Raw genomic sequence first — 16,276 nt, forward strand, 5'->3', positions numbered from 1 at the left:
CGAGCGCCCGGCGCCGCGACGCCCGGGCGGCCGTGAAGGAGTCCACGGTGAGCACCACGAGTGCGAACCACACGATCGCGAACCCGGCCCACCGGGCGGCGGGCATCGGCTCGTGCTGCACGACCACGCCGACGAGCAGCTGCAGGACCGGCGCGAGGTACTGCGTCAGACCGAGGGTCGACAGGCTCACCCGCCGTGCCGACGACGCGAAGAGCAGCAGCGGGATCGCCGTCGCCGGTCCGGTCAGCACCGTGACGAGCACGTGCCCCCACCCGGCGCTGCCCATGGTCAGCCCACCACCCAGCCCGGTGACCCCGAGCACGACGAGCGCACCGACCGCGAGCGGCAGCAGCCAGAGCGTCTCGATCGTCAGCCCGCTCAGGGCGTCGACCGAGCCGCCGACCCGCTTCTTCACGAGCGCGTACGTGCCGAACGACGCGGCCAGGACGAGCGAGATCCACGGCATGCGGCCGTAGCCGATCGCGATGACCACCACGGCGACGACGCTGATCCCCACCGCCGCCCACTGCGCCGGCCGCAGGCGTTCGCGCAGGACGACGACCCCGAGGGCGATCGTGACGAGCGGGTTGATGAAGTAGCCGAGCGCCGCCTCGACGGTGTGGCCGGTCGTGGTCGCCAGCACGTAGACCGTCCAGTTGACCAGGATGAGCACGGCTGCGAGCCCCATCACGAGCATCACCCGACGCTGCGCGACGAGCGAGCGGGTCCGTCGCCAGGACCGGGTCACGGCGATCGCGACGGCGCAGAAGACGAGCCCGAACACGATGCGCCAGGCGACGATCTCGAACGCGCCGGCGGGGGCCATCGCCGCGAAGAGCAGGGGCATCAGGCCCCACAGGCCGTACGCGACCACTGCCTGCACGACGCCGACGGTCGCCTGGTCGCGGGCCGGACGCACCGGACTCGGTTCACTCACGGAACCATCCTAGGAACCGCCACCGACGCACCGGGCGGGCACCGGGCCTCCCGTCCGACCGCGCGACCACGCGCCGGACGCGAGAACGCCCCGCCGGCCGGAGCCGAACGGGGCGTTCTCGAGGAGTACTGGACTCAGCTGACGACGACCGCGAGGACGTCGCGGGCCGACAGGACCAGCAGGTCCTCGCCCGAGTACTTGACCTCGGTGCCGCCGTACTTGGAGTAGATGACCTTGTCGCCCACGGCGACGTCGAGCGGCACGCGGTTGCCGTTGTCGTCGATGCGACCCGGACCCACGGCGACGACCTCGCCCTCCTGGGGCTTCTCCTTCGCGGTGTCGGGGATGACCAGACCGGAAGCGGTGGTCTGCTCCGCCTCGACCTGGCGGATGACGATGCGATCCTCGAGCGGCTTGATGCTGACGGCCACGGTGACCTCTTCTTTCTCGGTACGGACTCGGTACAGATGAAAACCGGGTTGGCACTACGCACAGGAGAGTGCCAACGCCAACTCTAGGGGCCGTCTGGCACTCGGTCAATCCGAGTGCCAGCACGTCGGGAGAACACCCAGCACCTGGGAGGATCGGGGGATGGACGCCGCCGAACTCACCGCACTGCTGACCCCCGACGGGATGGCCCTGCTCGACCGTACCCCCGCGGTGTCCGACGGCGGCGAGATCGTCCGGGTGGTCTCGCGGCTCCGGGCCGAGGGACACGACCCCCGACTCGTCGCGGCGGTCCTCACCCAGGCGAAGCTGCGGCAGAAGGCCCGCGGCAAGTTCGGCGACTTCGCCGGACGCATGCTGTTCACCGAGGCCGGACTCGAGCAGGCGACCCGGCTGCAGGTCGCCGCGCAGCACGCCGGACGCTTTGCCGCAGCCGGCCTGACCCGTGTCGCCGACCTGGGCTGCGGCATCGGCGGCGACGCGCTCGCGATGGCGGCCCTCGACCTCGACGTGACGGCCGTCGACCGCGACGAGGTGACCGCGGCCGTCGCGACGCACAACCTCGCGCCGTGGCCGAACGCCCGCGTGCAGCTCGGCGACGCCGCCGCGTTCGACGTGTCGTCGGTCGACGGGGTGTGGATGGACCCCGCCCGCCGCACGAGCGGCCACTCGGACACCCGGCGGCTCGCCGACCCGGACGACTGGTCGCCGTCGCTCGACGCCGTGTTCGCCGCCGCCACGACGACCCCGACGGGCGTGAAGCTCGGCCCGGGGATCGACCGCGACCTCATCCCGGACACCGCCGAGGCGCAGTGGACGTCCGTCGACCGCGAGGTCGTCGAACTCGCCCTGTGGTTCGGCCCCCTGGCGAGACCGGACGTCCGCCGGGCGGCCACGGTCGTCGGCGCGCACGGCATCGCCGAGATGACCGGGGCAGCCGACGCCGAGGACGCCGAGGTCGGTCCGCTCGGCGCCTACCTGTACGAGCCGGACGGCGCCGTCATCCGCGCCCGGCTGATCGGCGACCTCGCCCGTGGGCTCGACGGGCACATGCTCTCCGACGGCATCGCCTACGTGACCTCGGACCGGGCCGTGACGACGCCCTTCGCCCAGGGCTTCCGGGTCCTCGACACGATGCCGCTCGACGTCAAGCGTCTGTCGGCCCGGCTCGCGGCCGACGGCATCGGCACGGTCGAGATCAAGAAGCGCGGCGTCGACGTCGACCCGGCGCAGTTCCGCAAGCGGCTGCGGCTGCGCGGGACCGGTCGTGTGACGCTCGTGCTCACCCGACTGGAGGGCCGGCACACCGCCGTCCTGTGCGAACGGCTCGGCGACGCGGCCGCCTGACGCGCTGCGACGCCGGCCGGAGCCAGCCCGCCGTGGCGGCGCGACGCCGGTCGGTCGGGATCAGCCGATGAAGGCGCCGGTCCCCGAGTCGTAGTCGTAGGGCGTCGACGGCGAGCCGTTCCCGAACGTGGCGACCAGGGCCAGGATCCAGAGGATCCAGACACCCGTCATCACCCAGCCGGCGATGATGCCGGTGAGTGCCAGACCGCGGCCCGACTCGCCGTTCTGCTTCATCTTGCCGAGGGCGACGTGGCCGAGGATCGCCCCGGCCGGGCCGAGCAGGATCGCGATGAACCAGAACGGGATCGCCGCCAGGCCGAAGACGATGGACAGGATCGCCGGGGTGTTCGTCTTCGGGCGCTGCGCGTACGGCTGGTACCCGCTCGCGGCGTACGGGTTCGCCCCGTAGGGGGTGCTGCCGTACTGGGTTCCGCCGTACTGCGCGCCGCCGTACGGCTGCTGCGCCGCGTACGGGTCCTGGCCGCCCTGCTGCGGCTGCTGCGCGTACGGGTTCTGCACGCCCGGCTGCGGTCGGCCGTACGACGGCTGCTGCGGCGCCGCGTACGGGCTCTGCTGCTGGGGCGCGCCGTACGGGTTGCTCTGCTGCTGCGGGGCCGCGTACGGGTTCTGCTGCTGCGGGGCCGCGTACGGGTTGCTCTGTTGCTGCGGGGCCGCGTACGGGTTCTGCTGCTGACCGTAGGGGTCGGGCTGCTGGGGCGCGGCGTACGGGTTGCCCTGCTGCTGCGGCGCCGCGTACGGGTTCGGTCCGCCGTGCTGCGGCGGCTCGGGAGCCGACGGCGCCGCGGGGGCGTCTGGGGCCTGCGGGGCGTCCGGAGCGGGCGAGCCGTCCGGCTGACCGGTCGACGCACCACCCGTCGTCGTCTCGCCCGGCTTCGGCCACTCGTTCTGATCGGACACCGCGATCCCCTCTCGGCGCCCGGTACCTCCGACGCCGTGTGAATCCTGCCACAGGCGCCCGAACACCGACCTGACCGGACCGGGCGGAGCGGGACGGGTCGGATCAGACCTGGACGGTCGTCACCGGCAGCGTCGAGTCGGCCGCGAGTCCGAGGTCGCTCGGTGCGTGCCCCTCGGCCACGAGTCGTGCCCCCACCGCGGCGATCATCGCGCCGTTGTCCGTGCACAGGTCGAACGGCGGGATCCGCAGCGCCACCCCGGCGGCCGCGCAGCGCTCCTCGGCGACCTGGCGCAGCCGGGCGTTCGCGACGACGCCGCCACCGAGCAGCAGCCGGTCCACGCCGGTGTCGCGGCAGGCGTGCAGCGCCTTCGTGAGCAGGACGTCGACGACGGCCTCGCGGAAGCTCGCGGCGACGTCGGCCACCGGCACCTCGCGCCCCTCGTCGCGGCAGCGCTCGACCCAGCGCGCGACGGCGGTCTTCAGCCCCGAGAACGAGAAGTCGTACCGGTGCGCCGCCATGTCCTTCGGCAGCGTCAGGCCGCGGGGGAACCGGATCGCCGTCGGGTCGCCCTCCGCCGCGGCACGGTCGATCTGCGGGCCGCCCGGGTACGGCAGCCCGAGCAACCGGGCGACCTTGTCGAACGCCTCGCCCGCAGCGTCGTCGATCGTCTCGCCGAGCAGCTCGACGTCGCCGACCAGGTCCCGCACGAGGAGCAGCGAGGTGTGCCCGCCGGACACCAGCAGCGCCACCGTCGGCAGCTCGATCTCGGACCCGTCCGAGCGCAGCACGTCGGCACCGACGTGGCCGACCAGGTGGTTGACCCCGTAGAGCGGCTTGCCCGTCGCCACGGCGAGCGCCTTCGCGGCCCCCACCCCGACCATGAGCGCCCCCGCCAGCCCGGGCCCCGCGGTGACGGCGACGGCGTCGAGTTCGTCGAGGGTCACGCCGGCGCGGTCGAGTGCCTCGTGCAGGGTCGGGGTCATGGCCTCGAGGTGCGCGCGTGCCGCGACCTCGGGCACGACGCCGCCGTACCGGGCGTGCTCGTCCATGCTCGACGCGATGACGTTCGCCAGCAGGGTGCTCCCCCGCACGATGCCGACGCCGGTCTCGTCGCAGCTCGTCTCGATGCCGAGCACCAGTGGTTCAGTCGCGCTCACCGAGGGCCTCCTGTCCGATGGGTCCGACGCCCGACGACCGCTCGTCGTCCGGGCCGGGCAGGTCCGCGCGCATCACCCACGCGTCGACGCCGTCCGGCTGGTAGTAGCGGGGCCGGGTCGCGATGTGCTCGAACCCGAACGCCGTGTACATCGCCTGCGCCACGGGGTTGTCCGCGCGCACCTCGAGGAACACCTCGCGCACACCGCGGCGACGGGCCTCGTCGAGGAGCTCCGTGAACAGCACCCGCCCGAGGCCCTTGCCGCGCTGGTCTGCAGCGACGGCGATGGTCTGCACGTCGGCGACCGGGTTGCCCGCGAGCGAGGAGAGCCCGGCGTACCCGACGACGAGCGGCGCGGACGTGTCGTCGGCCGTCTCGACCACGACGTAGTACCCGTGCGGCGAGTACAGCTCGCCCGACATCTGCGACGCCGACCAGGCGTCCGTCGGGAACGAGGCGTGCTCGAGCCACATGATGTCGTCGAGGTCCTGCGGGTGCGCCCGCCGCAGGCGGAGCCCGTCCGGCAGGGTCACTGCTTGACCCGCTTCGGCGCACCCGGCACGGTCACGTCGGGGTCGCGCAGGTACAGGGCCGTGTCCTGGTCGAACCCCGCGCCGGACGCGAGCCGGTCCGCGGCGAGCGCCCCGAGCCTCCAGGCCGGGACGGACAGGGCCGTCACGCGGTCCCAGCCCACCGCGTCGGGCCGGGAGGCCCGGATCGCCTCGTCGAGATCGGCGGGCCTGGCGAGACCCGGACCCGCAACCCGCGTGCCGGTCTGGTCGTACGCGCTCCAGTAGACCTCGCGGCGGCGGGCGTCCGTCAGGACGACGAACGGGCCGTCGCGCCGGCCGTCGCGCTCGTCGGCGGCGACCGCGTCGTGGCTGACGAGCGGCAGGACGGGGACGCCGCGTGCCGCGGCGAAGGTGCGCGCGGCGGCGATGCCGACGCGCAGGCCGGTGAACGGGCCGGGGCCGGTACCGGCAACGACGCCGGTGACGTCGGCGGGGGTGGTGCCGGCCTCGGCCAGCACCTCGGCGAGGAACGGGCCGATCACCTCGGCGTGCCGGCGGCTGTCCTCGGTGTCGCGGGTCGCGAGCGCCCGGCCGGTGGCCGGGTCGACGACGGCGACGGAGGTCCCGGCGGAGGTGTCGATCGCGAGCAGCACCCGTCCATCGTAGGCGGCGCGGGGGCCGGGAGCTCCTCGGCTGTCCCGCTCCCACCGGTCGTGCGGGCGCCGGTGGCAGGCTCGGTGCCATGGGGTGGATGCAGCAGAAGCCGGTCTGGGCAGCGGGCGTCGTCGTGGGCGTCGCGTTCGCCGCCGCGTGGTTCGGGTCGACCTTCCTGACCATGCCGGAACTCGGGGTCGGACCGCGAGCACTGGTCTCCCTGGTGGCCGGCGCCTTCTTCGGGGTCGTCATGGGGTCGTGGGTCGGGCGGGTCCGGCGCGCACACGGCGACGTCGCGCAGCGGCCTGCGTTCGGCAGGGCGGTGCGGACCGGCACGCTGCCGCCGGACGCGGACACCGCAGCATGGCGGCAGGCGTTGCTCGCGCGCCAGCGGCTCCACCGGCCGCTCCGGTGGACCGCGCCGGTCTTCTACGTGCCAGCGACCGCCTTCGCCGTCTGGCTCGCCGTCACCGGCCAACCGGTGTTCTGGTTCGGTGCGGCGCTCTTCGTCGCGGCGCTCGTCGCCACCGTCGTGACCACCCCGCGGGTGCTCCGCAACACGGCGACGCTGCTCGCTGAACTCGACCGGCGCGAGGTGGCACAGCACCCCGCACGGTGACGGACGGCCGCCGCGCCGGACACGGCTGCTGACCCGGGGTTCCGGATCGACACGACCGGAGGGGCGTGACGGGTACGGTCGTGCGGGTCCCGTCGGCACCAACCGGAAGACCCCGCCATGCACCTGCGCCGCTCCCCCGCGCCCACGTCCGTCCGACCGAGCACCTGGACCGACCCCTACGGGCGGCTCGCGGTGCGGTGCATGCAGACGGTCGTGATCGTCGTGGTGATCGGCGCGATCGTCACCGCCGCGACCACGCTCAGCCTCGTCACGATCCCCCTGCTCCTCGCGCTCATCATCGCCTCGGCGCTGCACCCCCTGGTCGCCTGGCTGCGCCGGCACGGGGTGCCCTCGGTGCTCGCGACCTCGATCGCGTTCGTGGCCGTCCTCGCCGCGGGCGCCGGCGTCCTGTGGCTGCTCGTCTCGACGTTCGCCGGGCAGTGGCCGATGCTGCAGGCCTCGGCGGTCGACGGGTTGCAACAACTGCAGGACCTGCTGCACGAGCTGCCCGTCCGGGTGACCGACGGGCAGATCGAGGACGCGGTGTCCGGCGTCGTCGACTTCGTCACGAGCGCCCGGTTCGGAGCCGGGGCGATCGCCGGCATCTCCGCGGTGACGAACTTCGTGACCGGGGCGGTGCTCACCGCGGTCATCCTGTTCTTCTTCCTCAAGGACGGCCCGGCGCTGTGGGAGTTCCTGCTCCGCCCGTTCACCGGCGACCAGTACGACCGCGCCCGTCGGATCGGCGACCGCGTGGTGACGACGCTCGGCGGGTACGTGCGCGGGACCGCCGCCGTCGCCGCCTTCGACGCACTGGCGATCGGCAGCGGACTCGCCGTGCTCGGCGTCCCGCTGACGATCCCGCTCGCCGTGGTGGCCTTCGTGACCTCGTTCATCCCGATGATCGGCGCCCCGATCGCCGGCACCCTGGCCGCACTCGTGACGCTCGTCGCGCTCGGCCCGGTGAAGGCCGTCGTCGTCGTGGCGATCGTCGTGCTCGTCAACCAGGTCGAGGGCAACTTCCTGCAGCCGGTGCTCATGGGGAAGACCCTGCGACTGCACGGCCTCGTCATCCTGGTCGGGCTGACGGCGGGCACCGTGCTCGGCGGGGTGACGGGTGCGCTGCTCGCGGTCCCGCTCATCGCAGCCGGCTGGGGCGTCGTGCAGGTCTGGAACGGCGAGGACGCACCGGCCACCCCCTGGCGGCAGAAGCGTCGCGAGACGGTCCCGGTGGGCTGAGCCGACCCGGGGCCGCGGGACGCGGCGACTACTCGAAGCGGACCGTGCTGGTGGGCGACGTCGTGCCCGTCGCGGCCTCGTCCGCTGCCTCGCGAAGGTGCTTCAGACGGGACCGCACACCGCCGTCCTGGCGACGCAGGACGATCGCGACGTCCGCCACGGACATCCCCGCCGCCGTCATCGCCTCGAGCCCGGTGTCCTCCTGCGTCGTCCACGGCGCGTAGGCGGCGGGCCGGTCGAGCCGAGCAGCGTCGACCTGCGGGTTGCCGGTCGGTGCAGCCCGGACCACCAGCGGGGACGCCGGGTCGTCCGCTCCGGACGTCGTGGCGACGGCCGGCGCCGGCGTCGGCTGCGGGCCGGTCGCCCGGACGTCCAGACAGGCGACGGCGGTCACCGGATGGCGTGCCACGACCGCTCCTGCGGGCGACCGGAACACCAACTCGGTGTCGTCACGGTCCACCGTGCCGACCTCCACGTCGCTGAAGCCGCCGGTGTCGAGGACGATGCGCATGGTTCCCCCCTTCGCGCTGACCAGATCTGCTGCGAGGCTACCGGTCGCCGGCCGGTGCACGGTCGACGACCGCCCGACGGACACCCTCCACCGCCGCGGCGAGCGCGCGCTCACGGGCCTCGGCGTCCTCGGTCTCGGAGTCGTGCACGAACACGGTGGCGCCCCGGCGGGCACCGCAGAAGTCGACGATCCCGTGCTCGACCTGCGTCCGGAGCGCCTCGGCGTACCCGTGCCGTTCGTACACGCCGGCGTCGTCGCCCGCGATCGGCACCAGGTGGACGGTGAGCCGTCCGAGCGCTCGACGGATGCCGCCGTCCGGGTCGACGTCGAACGCCCAGCCGTTCACGAAAACGCGGTCGATCCACCCCTTGAGCACCGCGGGCACGGACCACCACCAGACCGGGAACACGAGGACGAGGTCGGTGGCGCGGTCGATGCGCTGCTGCTCGGCGACGACGTCGGCCGGGGCGTCCGTGCCGGTCCGGTAGGTGTGCCGGTCGGCCAGTGTGAAGCGCGGGTCGAACCCCTCGGCCGCCAGGTCGGCGGTCTCGACCGTCCCCGCCGGCAGGGCGTCCCGCAGTCGAGCCGCGAGGTGGTGGGTGAGCGAGTCGGGGTCCGGGTGGGCGGTCACGATGAGCGTCGGCACACCGCATCCTCCCGGAGCCGGCTGGGCGGCACCGGGACGCCCGCTGCCGCCAGGCCGTGCCGGCTCACACCGCGGTCAGGTCGAGGGACCAGGCGACCTCGTGCGCGAGCTGCCCGGTCTGCCGGAACGACCGGACCTGGTGCGTGTCGGCCAGGGCGGCCGCCAGGTCGTCGCGGTCGGCGGGGCTGAACCCGAGCGACTGCCAGAACGGACCGGAGCGCCGCGAGAACAGCCACGCCCGTCCCGCGCCCGTCGCCGCGGCGTGGTCGACGGCGAAGCGTGCGAGCCGGGTGCCGTGGCCGAGCCCCCGCAGGTGCGGCGCCACCGCCACGCTGCGGACGAGCACGTGGCCACCGTCGGCGCTCGTCTCGTACCCGGTGCTGCCGACCACGCGGCCGTCGTCGGCACGGTCGACCCACAGCCGGACGGTCGACTCGAGACCGGCAGCGTCGAGGCCAGCACGGTCGAGCCCGGCGACGGTCAGGTCGGCACCGACGAGGAAGGCGCGGAGGTCGTCGACCGCACCGGTGTCCACGCGCTGCAGGGTCAGAGGTCGACGCCCGTCCAGCGCGGCCCCGTCGCGGTGACGACGACCCGGCGCGGCTCGTCGGGCACGTCGTCGGGATCGAGGTCCTCGTCGGCCCCGCGGTCGGTCGCGCCCGCGCCGGTCGCCCGCGTGATCTCGACGTCGAGCACGCTGTCGCTGATGCCGTCGACCATGCCGCGGCCCCACTCGACGACGACGATCGAGGTGTCCCAGTCGAGGTCGAGGTCGTCGAGCTCGACCGGGTCCGACAGCCGGTAGGCGTCGACGTGCACGAGGTCGGGACCGGCCGAGGTCGGGTGGGTGCGAGCGAGCACGAACGTCGGGCTGGACACCTGGCCGCGCGCGCCGAGCGCCGCCCCGAGGCCGCGGGTCAGGGTCGTCTTGCCGGCACCGAGCGGCCCGGTCAGCACGACCAGGTCACCGGCCCGCAGCACCGCGGCCAGTCGTGCGCCGAGCTCCCCCATCGCCGCGGTGCCGTCGACGGTCACGTCGAGCAGCACCCGAGCCGGACCGGTCACGGCCGTTCGCCCCGCAGGTAGGCGCCGACGCGCCCCTCGACCTCGTGCCCGTCGTAGACGCGCGGCACGCGCGCGCCGATGCGGCAGACGATCTCCTCGCCGATGGTGTCGAGCGCGGCGCCCCACTCCAGGACCGTCTGCTCGCCGTGCGCGCCCGCGCCGAAGAGCACCACGGTGTCACCGGTGCGGACGTCGTCGTCGCCGACGTCGACCAGGAACTGGTCCATCGCGACGCGGCCGGCGATCGGGTAGCGCGTGCCGTTGATCGTCACCTCGACCCGTCCCTGCGCCAGGCGCGGGACACCGTCCGCGTACCCGACGGGGACGAGCGCGAGCGTCGTCTCGGTGGCCGTCCGGTACGTGTAGTCGTACGAGACGCCGGTGCCGACCGGGACCCGCTTCGTCTTGGCGACCGACGCCGTCAGGGTCATCACGGGTTCGAGCCCGAGGTCCGCCGCCGAGACGCCGTCCGCGCCGGGGATGCCGAACAGGTTCGCCCCCATCCGCACCATGTCCTTACGGAACTCCTTGCGCTCGAGGCCGGCGAGCGACGCGGCGACGTGCTCCGTCGGGATGTCGAGCCCGAGGTCCTCCGCGATCTCGACCGCGGCGTCGAACACCGCGACCGCGGCGCTGTCCTCGTGGTCGGAGGTCTCGGCCAGGTGCGTGTACGCGGCGACGACCTCGATGCGGCCCTCCCGCTGGGCGTCGCGGGCGAGCTCGACGAGCGCCGGCCAGTCCGACGCCGTCGCACCGTCGCGGTGCAGCCCCGAGTCGACGCCGAGGTGCACCCGGGCCGGTCGGTGGTCGACGGCGTCGACGACGCGTTGCAGCTCGGCGACGTTCGAGACGCCGAGGTCGACGGCGGAGTCGATCGCGTCACGGAAGTCGAGGTCCGGGTCGTGCTGCCACGTGAACAGGTGGACGTCCTCGCCGACGCCGATCGACCGCAGGCGCAGGGCCGCGGGGACCGTCAGGACCCCGATCCACCGGATGCCGGCGTCGACCGCGGCGAGCGCGATCGGTTCGAGGCCGTGCCCGTAGGCGTCGGCCTTCATGATCGCCATGACGTCGACCGGGTCCATCCACTCGCGGACCAGGTCGAGGTTGGCACGGTAGGCGTCGAGGTCGATGCGGGCCTGCCGCAACGGTGCCGAGCTCACGTCGTCCTCCGTTCCACGCTGCGGCCGATGCGGGCGACCACCTCGTAGTTGATCGTCCCCACGGCGGCCGCCCAGTCCTCGACGGCGGGGTCGCCGTTCGCCGGGTCGCCCCAGAGGACCGCTTCGTCGCCGACGCGGACGTCGGCGTCGCCGATGTCGACGTGCATGGCGTTCATCGCGACCCGCCCGACGACCGGGAACGTGCGGTCGCCGATCCGGACGGAGACCCGGTTGCCGAAGTCGCGGTCGAAGCCGTCCGCGTAGCCGAGGCCGATGACGGCCAGCCGGGTGTCGGCCCCGGCCCGCCAGGTGTAGCCGTAGGAGACCCCGTCGCCGGCTCTGACGGGCACGGTGCGGAGCACCGCGGCGGTGACGCGCATCGCCGGGCGCAGACCGAGGTCGGCCGAGGTCCGGTCGGGGAAGGGGCTGAGGCCGTACAGCGCGAGGCCGACACGGGACAGGTCGCGTCGGGTCTCCGGCACGGCAAGCGACGCGGCACTCGCGGCGAGGTGCACGACGTCGGGCACGATGCCGTTCGCCGACAGGCCGTCGAGGGCCCGCTGGAGCGCGGCGTCCTGGTCGAGGTCGTCGGTGCGCGACGCGTTCGACAGGTGCGACATGAGGCCCTCGACCCGCGTCCGGTTGCCGCCGCGGGCGAGGGACCCCGCCGTCGCGAAGAGCTCGGGCCACTCGGACTCGACCGCGCCGTTGCGGCTCAACCCGGTGTCCACGCAGAGGTGCACGGCCGGGACCTCGGAGTCGGCGGCGGCGGACAGCTGCTCGACGCTCGAGACCGCGGGCGTGATGCCGTACTGCGCGGCCCGTCGGAAGTCCTCGTCGGGGGCGTGCAGCCACGCGAGGATCCGCACCCCCTCGTCGATGCCGCCTTGCCGCAGGGCGACGGCCTCGTCGAGGTCGGCGACGCCGAGCCACTCGGCGCCGGCGTCGACGAAGGCGCGCGCGGCGTCGAGGGCGCCGTGGCCGTAGCCGTTCGCCTTGACCACCGCGATCACCCCGGACGGTGCGACCTGCTCGGCGATCGTCGCGTAGTTCTCGATCAGGGCCTCTCGGTCGACCGTGACCCCCGTGAACGCACTCACTCTGTTCCCTCCAGCACCACGAACGCCGTCGCGATGCCCCCATCATGCGAGAGCGACAGGTGCACGGACGTGACGCCACGCGCATCCGCCACCCGCCGCGCGCCCTGGTGCAGCGTCAGCGACGGGTTCCGCTGGTCGTCCGAGACGACCTCGAGGTCCTGCCAGCTGAGCCCCGCACTGCTGCCGAAGGCCTTGATCAGGGCCTCCTTCGCCGCGAAGCGTGCCGCGAGCGACGCGGTCGGCCGCGGTTCGCCGTCACGGACCTGCTCGGACGGCGTGAACAGCCGCGTCCGCATCGCCGGGGTCCGCGACAGCACCCGTTCGAACCGCTCCAGGTCGACCACGTCGACCCCGATGCCGATGATCACCGCGACTACTCGACGGTGACCGACTTCGCGAGGTTGCGCGGCTGGTCCACGTCGAGGCCCTTGGCCGCGGCGAGCTCCATGCCGAACATGTGCAGCGGTGCCACGGCGAGCAGCGGCTCGAACAGCGGCGTCGCGAGCGGGATCCGCAGGACCTCGTCGGCGAAGGGCAGCACGGCGGCGTCACCTTCTTCCGCGATCGCGATCACCCGGGCGCCGCGGGCGCGGATCTCCTGGATGTTCGACACGACCTTCGGGTGCAGCGAGCGCGGGTCGCGCGGCGACGGCACGATGACGAAGACGATCTGGCCCGGCTCGATCAGGGCGATCGGGCCGTGCTTCAGCTCGCCGGCGGCGAAGCCCTCTGCGTGGATGTACGCGAGTTCCTTGAGCTTGAGCGCGCCCTCGAGCGCGATCGGGTAGCCGACGTGGCGGCCGAGGAACAGCACGCTGCGGGTGTCCGCCATCCAGCGCGCCAGGTCCTTGATGCCGGCGGCGTCCTCGATGGTCTGCTGCAGCTTCGGGGCGAGGCCCTCGAGCTCGGCGACCTGCTCGGCGATCTGCTCGGTCGTGAGCGTGCCGCGCAGCGTGGCGAGGTGCAGCCCGAGCAGGTAGAGCGCGACGCCCTGGGCGATGAACGCCTTGGTCGACGCGACGGCGACCTCGGGGCCGGCGTGCGTGTAGATGACCGCGTCGGACTCGCGCGGGATCGTGGCGCCCTGGGTGTTGCAGATCGACAGGACCTGCGCGCCCTGCTCGCGGGCGTACTTGACGGCCATGAGCGTGTCCATGGTCTCGCCGGACTGGCTGATCGACACCACGAGCGTGTGCTCGTCGAGCACCGGGTCGCGGTAGCGGAACTCGTGGGCGAGCTCGACCTCGACCGGCACGCGGGCCCACTGCTCGATGGCGTACTTGCCGAGGATGCCGGCGTAGGCGGCGGTGCCGCAGGCGATCACGATGACGCGGTCGACGGTCGCCAGGCGCTCGGCGATCGGGTCGAGGTCGGTCAGGGTGACCGCGCCGTCGTGCACGCGGCCGAGGATCGTCTTCGCGACGGCCTCGGGCTCCTCGCTGATCTCCTTCGCCATGAACGAGGACCACCCGCCCTTGTCGGCGGCGGAGGCGTCCCAGTTCACCTCGAACTCGCTCGGCGTGGCCGGGGAGCCGTCGAAGTGGATGACGTCGACGCCGTCGGGACGGATCGTGGCGATCTCGTCCTGCCCGATCGACAGCGCGCGCTGGGTGTAGGCGACGAACGCCGCGACGTCCGAGCCCATGAAGTTCTCGCCGTCGCCGAGCCCGACCACCAGGGGCGAGTTGCGACGGGCACCGACGACGACGCCGGGCTGGTCGGCGTGCACGACGAGGAGCGTGAAGGCGCCCTCGAGCCGCTGCACGGCCTGCTGCATGGCGGCGGTCAGGTCGCCGGTCTGCCGGTACGCGCGACCGACGAGGTGCGCGGCGACCTCGGAGTCGGTCTCGCTGCGGAACGTCGTGCCCTCGGCCTGCAGCTCGGCGCGGAGCTCGGCGAAGTTCTCGATGATGCCGTTGTGGATGAGCGCGAGCTTGTCGCCGTCGGCCAGGTGCGGGTGCGCGTTGCCGTCCGTCGGGCCGCCGTGGGTCGCCCAGCGGGTGTGCCCGATGCCGGTCGTCCCGTCGGGGATCGGCGACGACTCGAGCTCGTCGACGAGGGCCTGGAGCTTGCCCGCCTTCTTCGCGGAGACGAGGTCTCCGGCCGGGTCGACGACGGCGATGCCCGCCGAGTCGTAGCCGCGGTACTCGAGGCGACGGAGGCCACCGAGGAGGACGTCCTGACTGCTGTTGCTGCCGACGTAGCCGACGATTCCACACATGGGTTCGATCCTACGGTCTGCCTGGGACCCGCCCCTGCATGCCCGCCACAAGAGGGATACCGTTTCGACCATGGGACGCTTCGACGACATCGACATCACCACCCTGCACGGTGAGCACACCACGTTCGGCGCCTTCGCCGACAAGGCGGTGCTCGTGGTGAACGTCGCGTCGCGCTGCGGACTCGCGCCGCAGTACGAGCAGCTCGAGGCGCTCCAGAAGGAGTACGGGCCGCGTGGCTTCACGGTCCTGGGGTTCCCGAGCAACCAGTTCCTGCAGGAGCTCGGCTCCTCCGAGGCCATCGACGAGTACTGCTCCACCACGTGGGGCGTGACGTTCCCGATGTCCGAGAAGGTCAAGGTGAACGGCAAGGGCGCCCACCCGCTGTACCAGGCGCTGAAGGGGACGCCGGACCCGTCGGGCAAGGCGGGTCGCGTCACCTGGAACTTCGAGAAGTTCCTCGTCGCGCCGGACGGCACGGTGTCGCGCTTCCGCCCGACGACGAAGCCCGACGCCCCCGAGGTCGTCGCCGCCATCGAGGCGGCCCTGCCCGCCTGACGGTCCGCGTCCTGCGGACGCGCACCGAGCGCCGGACGGGAGGCCCGGATCACGTGGGCCGGTCGGCTCACGTGATCCGGGCCTCCCGTCTGTACGCTCGTCACCATGCCGATCCCGGACACCGCCGTCGCGCACCCGACCCCCTTCGTGGAGATCCCGCGGGACGACTGGTCGCAGCTCGCGCCGAGGGAGCACCTGTCGCTCACCGAGACCGAGATCGTGCAGCTGCGCGGTCTCGGCGACCGGCTCGACATCCAGGAGGTGCAGGAGGTCTACCTGCCGCTCTCGCGCCTGCTGACCCTGTACGCGGCCGGTGCGCGTGACCTGCACGCGTCGACGTCCGCCTTCCTGGGTGACCGCGCCGGCCGGACGCCGTTCGTCATCGGGGTCGCCGGGTCCGTCGCCGTCGGCAAGTCGACCGTCGCGCGACTGCTCCGCGAGCTGACGAAGCGCTGGCCGGACACCCCGCGAGTCGAACTCGTGACGACCGACGGGTTCCTGTACCCGAACGCCGAGCTCGAGCGCCGCGGGATCATGGACCGGAAGGGCTTCCCGGAGTCGTACGACCGGCGCTCCCTGCTCCGCTTCGTCAGCCAGGTGAAGAGCGGCGCGACCGAGGTCCGGGCGCCGTACTACTCGCACCTGGTCTACGACATCGTGCCGGACGCCGAGATCGTCGTGCGACAGCCCGACATCCTCATCGTCGAGGGGCTGAACGTCCTCGCGCCGCCGGTGCACGGCCGGCTCGCACTGTCCGACCTGTTCGACTTCACGATCTACGTCGACGCGAAGACCAAGGACATCGAGTCCTGGTACGTCGACCGCTTCCTGGCACTGCAGGAAGAGGCCTTCGCGAGCCCGGACTCCTTCTTCCACCGGTTCGCCTCGCTCTCCCGCGAGGACGCGGTGCGCACGGCGACCGAGGTGTGGCGGGCGATCAACGAGCCGAACCTCATCGAGAACGTGCTGCCGACCCGCTCCCGCGCCACCCTGGTGCTGAAGAAGGGCGCCAACCACAAGGTGAACTCGGTCCTGCTCCGCAAGATCTAGGCCGGGCGGGGGTGCGCTCGCGAGCGCGCGGACGCGGGCGTGGGGTTGCTCCCCGGCACGGTCAGCGGGGCGCGGGCGCGGTGCCGGTGCCGGTGCCGGTTCGGATGCGCCCTGCACAACCAAAGTCCGTTCG

Annotated in this window: 19 protein-coding genes; 5 read left to right on the top strand and 14 right to left on the bottom strand. The window is 73.1% G+C overall.

The genetic code is table 11. The annotated features are described in order from the left end of the window. Both rarD and groES read right to left on the bottom strand, forming a co-directional pair. Positions 1 to 937: EamA family transporter RarD (rarD, locus tag BIU97_RS08730; RefSeq protein ID WP_071297479.1), on the bottom strand; the 937-nt coding region annotated here is incomplete at its 3' end. Positions 938 to 1,071: 134 nt separating this feature from the next. After that, on the bottom strand, positions 1,072 to 1,368 hold the full coding sequence (gene groES, locus BIU97_RS08735; protein ID WP_071260016.1) for a co-chaperone GroES: 297 nt from the start codon (positions 1,366 to 1,368) through the stop codon (positions 1,072 to 1,074). 160 nt (positions 1,369 to 1,528) lie between these two features. Here groES and BIU97_RS08740 point away from each other — a divergent pair, with 160 nt between their 5' ends. Beyond that, the gene (locus BIU97_RS08740) at positions 1,529 to 2,731 is read left to right on the top strand and encodes a class I SAM-dependent methyltransferase (RefSeq protein ID WP_071297480.1); all 1,203 of its coding nucleotides are present in this window, start codon (positions 1,529 to 1,531) and stop codon (positions 2,729 to 2,731) included. A 60-nt stretch (positions 2,732 to 2,791) separates the two neighbouring features. On the opposite strand, the gene BIU97_RS08745 is transcribed toward BIU97_RS08740, so the two are convergent. From BIU97_RS08745 to tsaB, 4 genes are all read right to left on the bottom strand, one after another. After that, a complete protein-coding gene (locus BIU97_RS08745) occupies positions 2,792 to 3,649 on the bottom strand; it encodes a DUF4190 domain-containing protein (protein ID WP_071297481.1) in 858 nt (285 codons plus the stop codon). A gap of 103 nt (positions 3,650 to 3,752) precedes the next feature. After that, positions 3,753 to 4,808: a tRNA (adenosine(37)-N6)-threonylcarbamoyltransferase complex transferase subunit TsaD gene (gene tsaD, locus BIU97_RS08750; RefSeq protein ID WP_071260001.1), complete on the bottom strand. Its 1,056-nt coding sequence runs from the start codon at positions 4,806 to 4,808 to the stop codon at positions 3,753 to 3,755. Continuing rightward, on the bottom strand, positions 4,795 to 5,340 hold the full coding sequence (gene rimI, locus BIU97_RS08755) for a ribosomal protein S18-alanine N-acetyltransferase (protein WP_071259998.1): 546 nt from the start codon (positions 5,338 to 5,340) through the stop codon (positions 4,795 to 4,797). The genes tsaD and rimI overlap by 14 nt, the downstream gene beginning before the upstream one ends. Next, complete coding sequence (gene tsaB, locus BIU97_RS08760; RefSeq protein ID WP_071259995.1) at positions 5,337 to 5,972, bottom strand: tRNA (adenosine(37)-N6)-threonylcarbamoyltransferase complex dimerization subunit type 1 TsaB; 636 nt, start codon at positions 5,970 to 5,972, stop codon at positions 5,337 to 5,339. Before tsaB ends, rimI begins: the two co-directional genes overlap by 4 nt. 98 nt (positions 5,973 to 6,070) lie before the next feature. Here tsaB and BIU97_RS08765 point away from each other — a divergent pair, with 98 nt between their 5' ends. Together BIU97_RS08765 and BIU97_RS08770 are read left to right on the top strand one after the other, a co-directional pair. Further along, on the top strand, positions 6,071 to 6,592 hold the full coding sequence (locus tag BIU97_RS08765; protein ID WP_139195976.1) for a hypothetical protein: 522 nt from the start codon (positions 6,071 to 6,073) through the stop codon (positions 6,590 to 6,592). 117 nt (positions 6,593 to 6,709) lie between these two features. Continuing rightward, positions 6,710 to 7,831 carry an AI-2E family transporter gene (locus BIU97_RS08770; protein ID WP_071259989.1) on the top strand — a complete coding sequence of 374 codons (1,122 nt, stop codon included), beginning with the start codon at positions 6,710 to 6,712 and terminating at the stop codon, positions 7,829 to 7,831. Between the two features lie 28 nt (positions 7,832 to 7,859). On the opposite strand, the gene BIU97_RS08775 is transcribed toward BIU97_RS08770, so the two are convergent. From BIU97_RS08775 to glmS, 8 genes are all read right to left on the bottom strand, one after another. Further along, complete coding sequence (locus BIU97_RS08775) at positions 7,860 to 8,342, bottom strand: hypothetical protein (protein WP_139195977.1); 483 nt, start codon at positions 8,340 to 8,342, stop codon at positions 7,860 to 7,862. Between the two features lie 37 nt (positions 8,343 to 8,379). Further along, on the bottom strand, positions 8,380 to 8,988 hold the full coding sequence (locus tag BIU97_RS08780) for an NAD(P)H-dependent oxidoreductase (RefSeq protein WP_071259983.1): 609 nt from the start codon (positions 8,986 to 8,988) through the stop codon (positions 8,380 to 8,382). Between the two features lie 64 nt (positions 8,989 to 9,052). Continuing rightward, on the bottom strand, positions 9,053 to 9,523 hold the full coding sequence (locus BIU97_RS08785; protein WP_139195978.1) for a GNAT family N-acetyltransferase: 471 nt from the start codon (positions 9,521 to 9,523) through the stop codon (positions 9,053 to 9,055). 11 nt (positions 9,524 to 9,534) lie between these two features. After that, positions 9,535 to 10,053 (bottom strand): tRNA (adenosine(37)-N6)-threonylcarbamoyltransferase complex ATPase subunit type 1 TsaE, encoded by a 519-nt coding sequence (gene tsaE / locus BIU97_RS08790; protein ID WP_254782951.1) that lies wholly within the window; start codon positions 10,051 to 10,053, stop codon positions 9,535 to 9,537. Then, positions 10,050 to 11,216: an alanine racemase gene (gene alr / locus BIU97_RS08795; RefSeq protein ID WP_071259980.1), complete on the bottom strand. Its 1,167-nt coding sequence runs from the start codon at positions 11,214 to 11,216 to the stop codon at positions 10,050 to 10,052. Before alr (BIU97_RS08795) ends, tsaE begins: the two co-directional genes overlap by 4 nt. Continuing rightward, a complete protein-coding gene (alr, locus tag BIU97_RS08800; protein WP_071259977.1) occupies positions 11,213 to 12,316 on the bottom strand; it encodes an alanine racemase in 1,104 nt (367 codons plus the stop codon). The genes alr (BIU97_RS08795) and alr (BIU97_RS08800) overlap by 4 nt, the downstream gene beginning before the upstream one ends. Then, the gene (locus BIU97_RS08805; RefSeq protein ID WP_071259926.1) at positions 12,313 to 12,684 is read right to left on the bottom strand and encodes a holo-ACP synthase; all 372 of its coding nucleotides are present in this window, start codon (positions 12,682 to 12,684) and stop codon (positions 12,313 to 12,315) included. Before BIU97_RS08805 ends, alr (BIU97_RS08800) begins: the two co-directional genes overlap by 4 nt. A 5-nt stretch (positions 12,685 to 12,689) precedes the next feature. Next, positions 12,690 to 14,537 (bottom strand): glutamine--fructose-6-phosphate transaminase (isomerizing), encoded by a 1,848-nt coding sequence (gene glmS, locus BIU97_RS08810; RefSeq protein WP_071259921.1) that lies wholly within the window; start codon positions 14,535 to 14,537, stop codon positions 12,690 to 12,692. 70 nt (positions 14,538 to 14,607) lie between these two features. Here glmS and BIU97_RS08815 point away from each other — a divergent pair, with 70 nt between their 5' ends. Together BIU97_RS08815 and coaA are read left to right on the top strand one after the other, a co-directional pair. Further along, a complete protein-coding gene (locus BIU97_RS08815) occupies positions 14,608 to 15,093 on the top strand; it encodes a glutathione peroxidase (protein ID WP_071297482.1) in 486 nt (161 codons plus the stop codon). Positions 15,094 to 15,198: 105 nt separating this feature from the next. Beyond that, a complete protein-coding gene (gene coaA, locus BIU97_RS08820) occupies positions 15,199 to 16,143 on the top strand; it encodes a type I pantothenate kinase (RefSeq protein WP_071259915.1) in 945 nt (314 codons plus the stop codon). Positions 16,144 to 16,276: the final 133 nt, after the last annotated feature.

The sequence above is a fragment of the Curtobacterium sp. MCBA15_009 genome, from assembly GCF_001864895.1.
In the GTDB taxonomy this organism is placed as follows: Bacteria; Actinomycetota; Actinomycetes; order Actinomycetales; family Microbacteriaceae; genus Curtobacterium.

Excerpts from the sequence above, each read along its gene's own strand:
- BIU97_RS08740 (WP_071297480.1), top strand. The coding sequence starts at position 1,529 with ATGGACGCCGCCGAACTCACCGCACTGCTGACCCCCGACGGGATGGCC.
- BIU97_RS08765 (WP_139195976.1), top strand. The coding sequence starts at position 6,071 with ATGCAGCAGAAGCCGGTCTGGGCAGCGGGCGTCGTCGTGGGCGTCGCG.
- BIU97_RS08770 (WP_071259989.1), top strand. The coding sequence starts at position 6,710 with ATGCACCTGCGCCGCTCCCCCGCGCCCACGTCCGTCCGACCGAGCACC.
- BIU97_RS08775 (WP_139195977.1), bottom strand. The coding sequence starts at position 8,342 with ATGCGCATCGTCCTCGACACCGGCGGCTTCAGCGACGTGGAGGTCGGC.
- glmS (WP_071259921.1), bottom strand. The coding sequence starts at position 14,537 with ATGTGTGGAATCGTCGGCTACGTCGGCAGCAACAGCAGTCAGGACGTC.
- BIU97_RS08815 (WP_071297482.1), top strand. The coding sequence starts at position 14,608 with ATGGGACGCTTCGACGACATCGACATCACCACCCTGCACGGTGAGCAC.
- coaA (WP_071259915.1), top strand. The coding sequence starts at position 15,199 with ATGCCGATCCCGGACACCGCCGTCGCGCACCCGACCCCCTTCGTGGAG.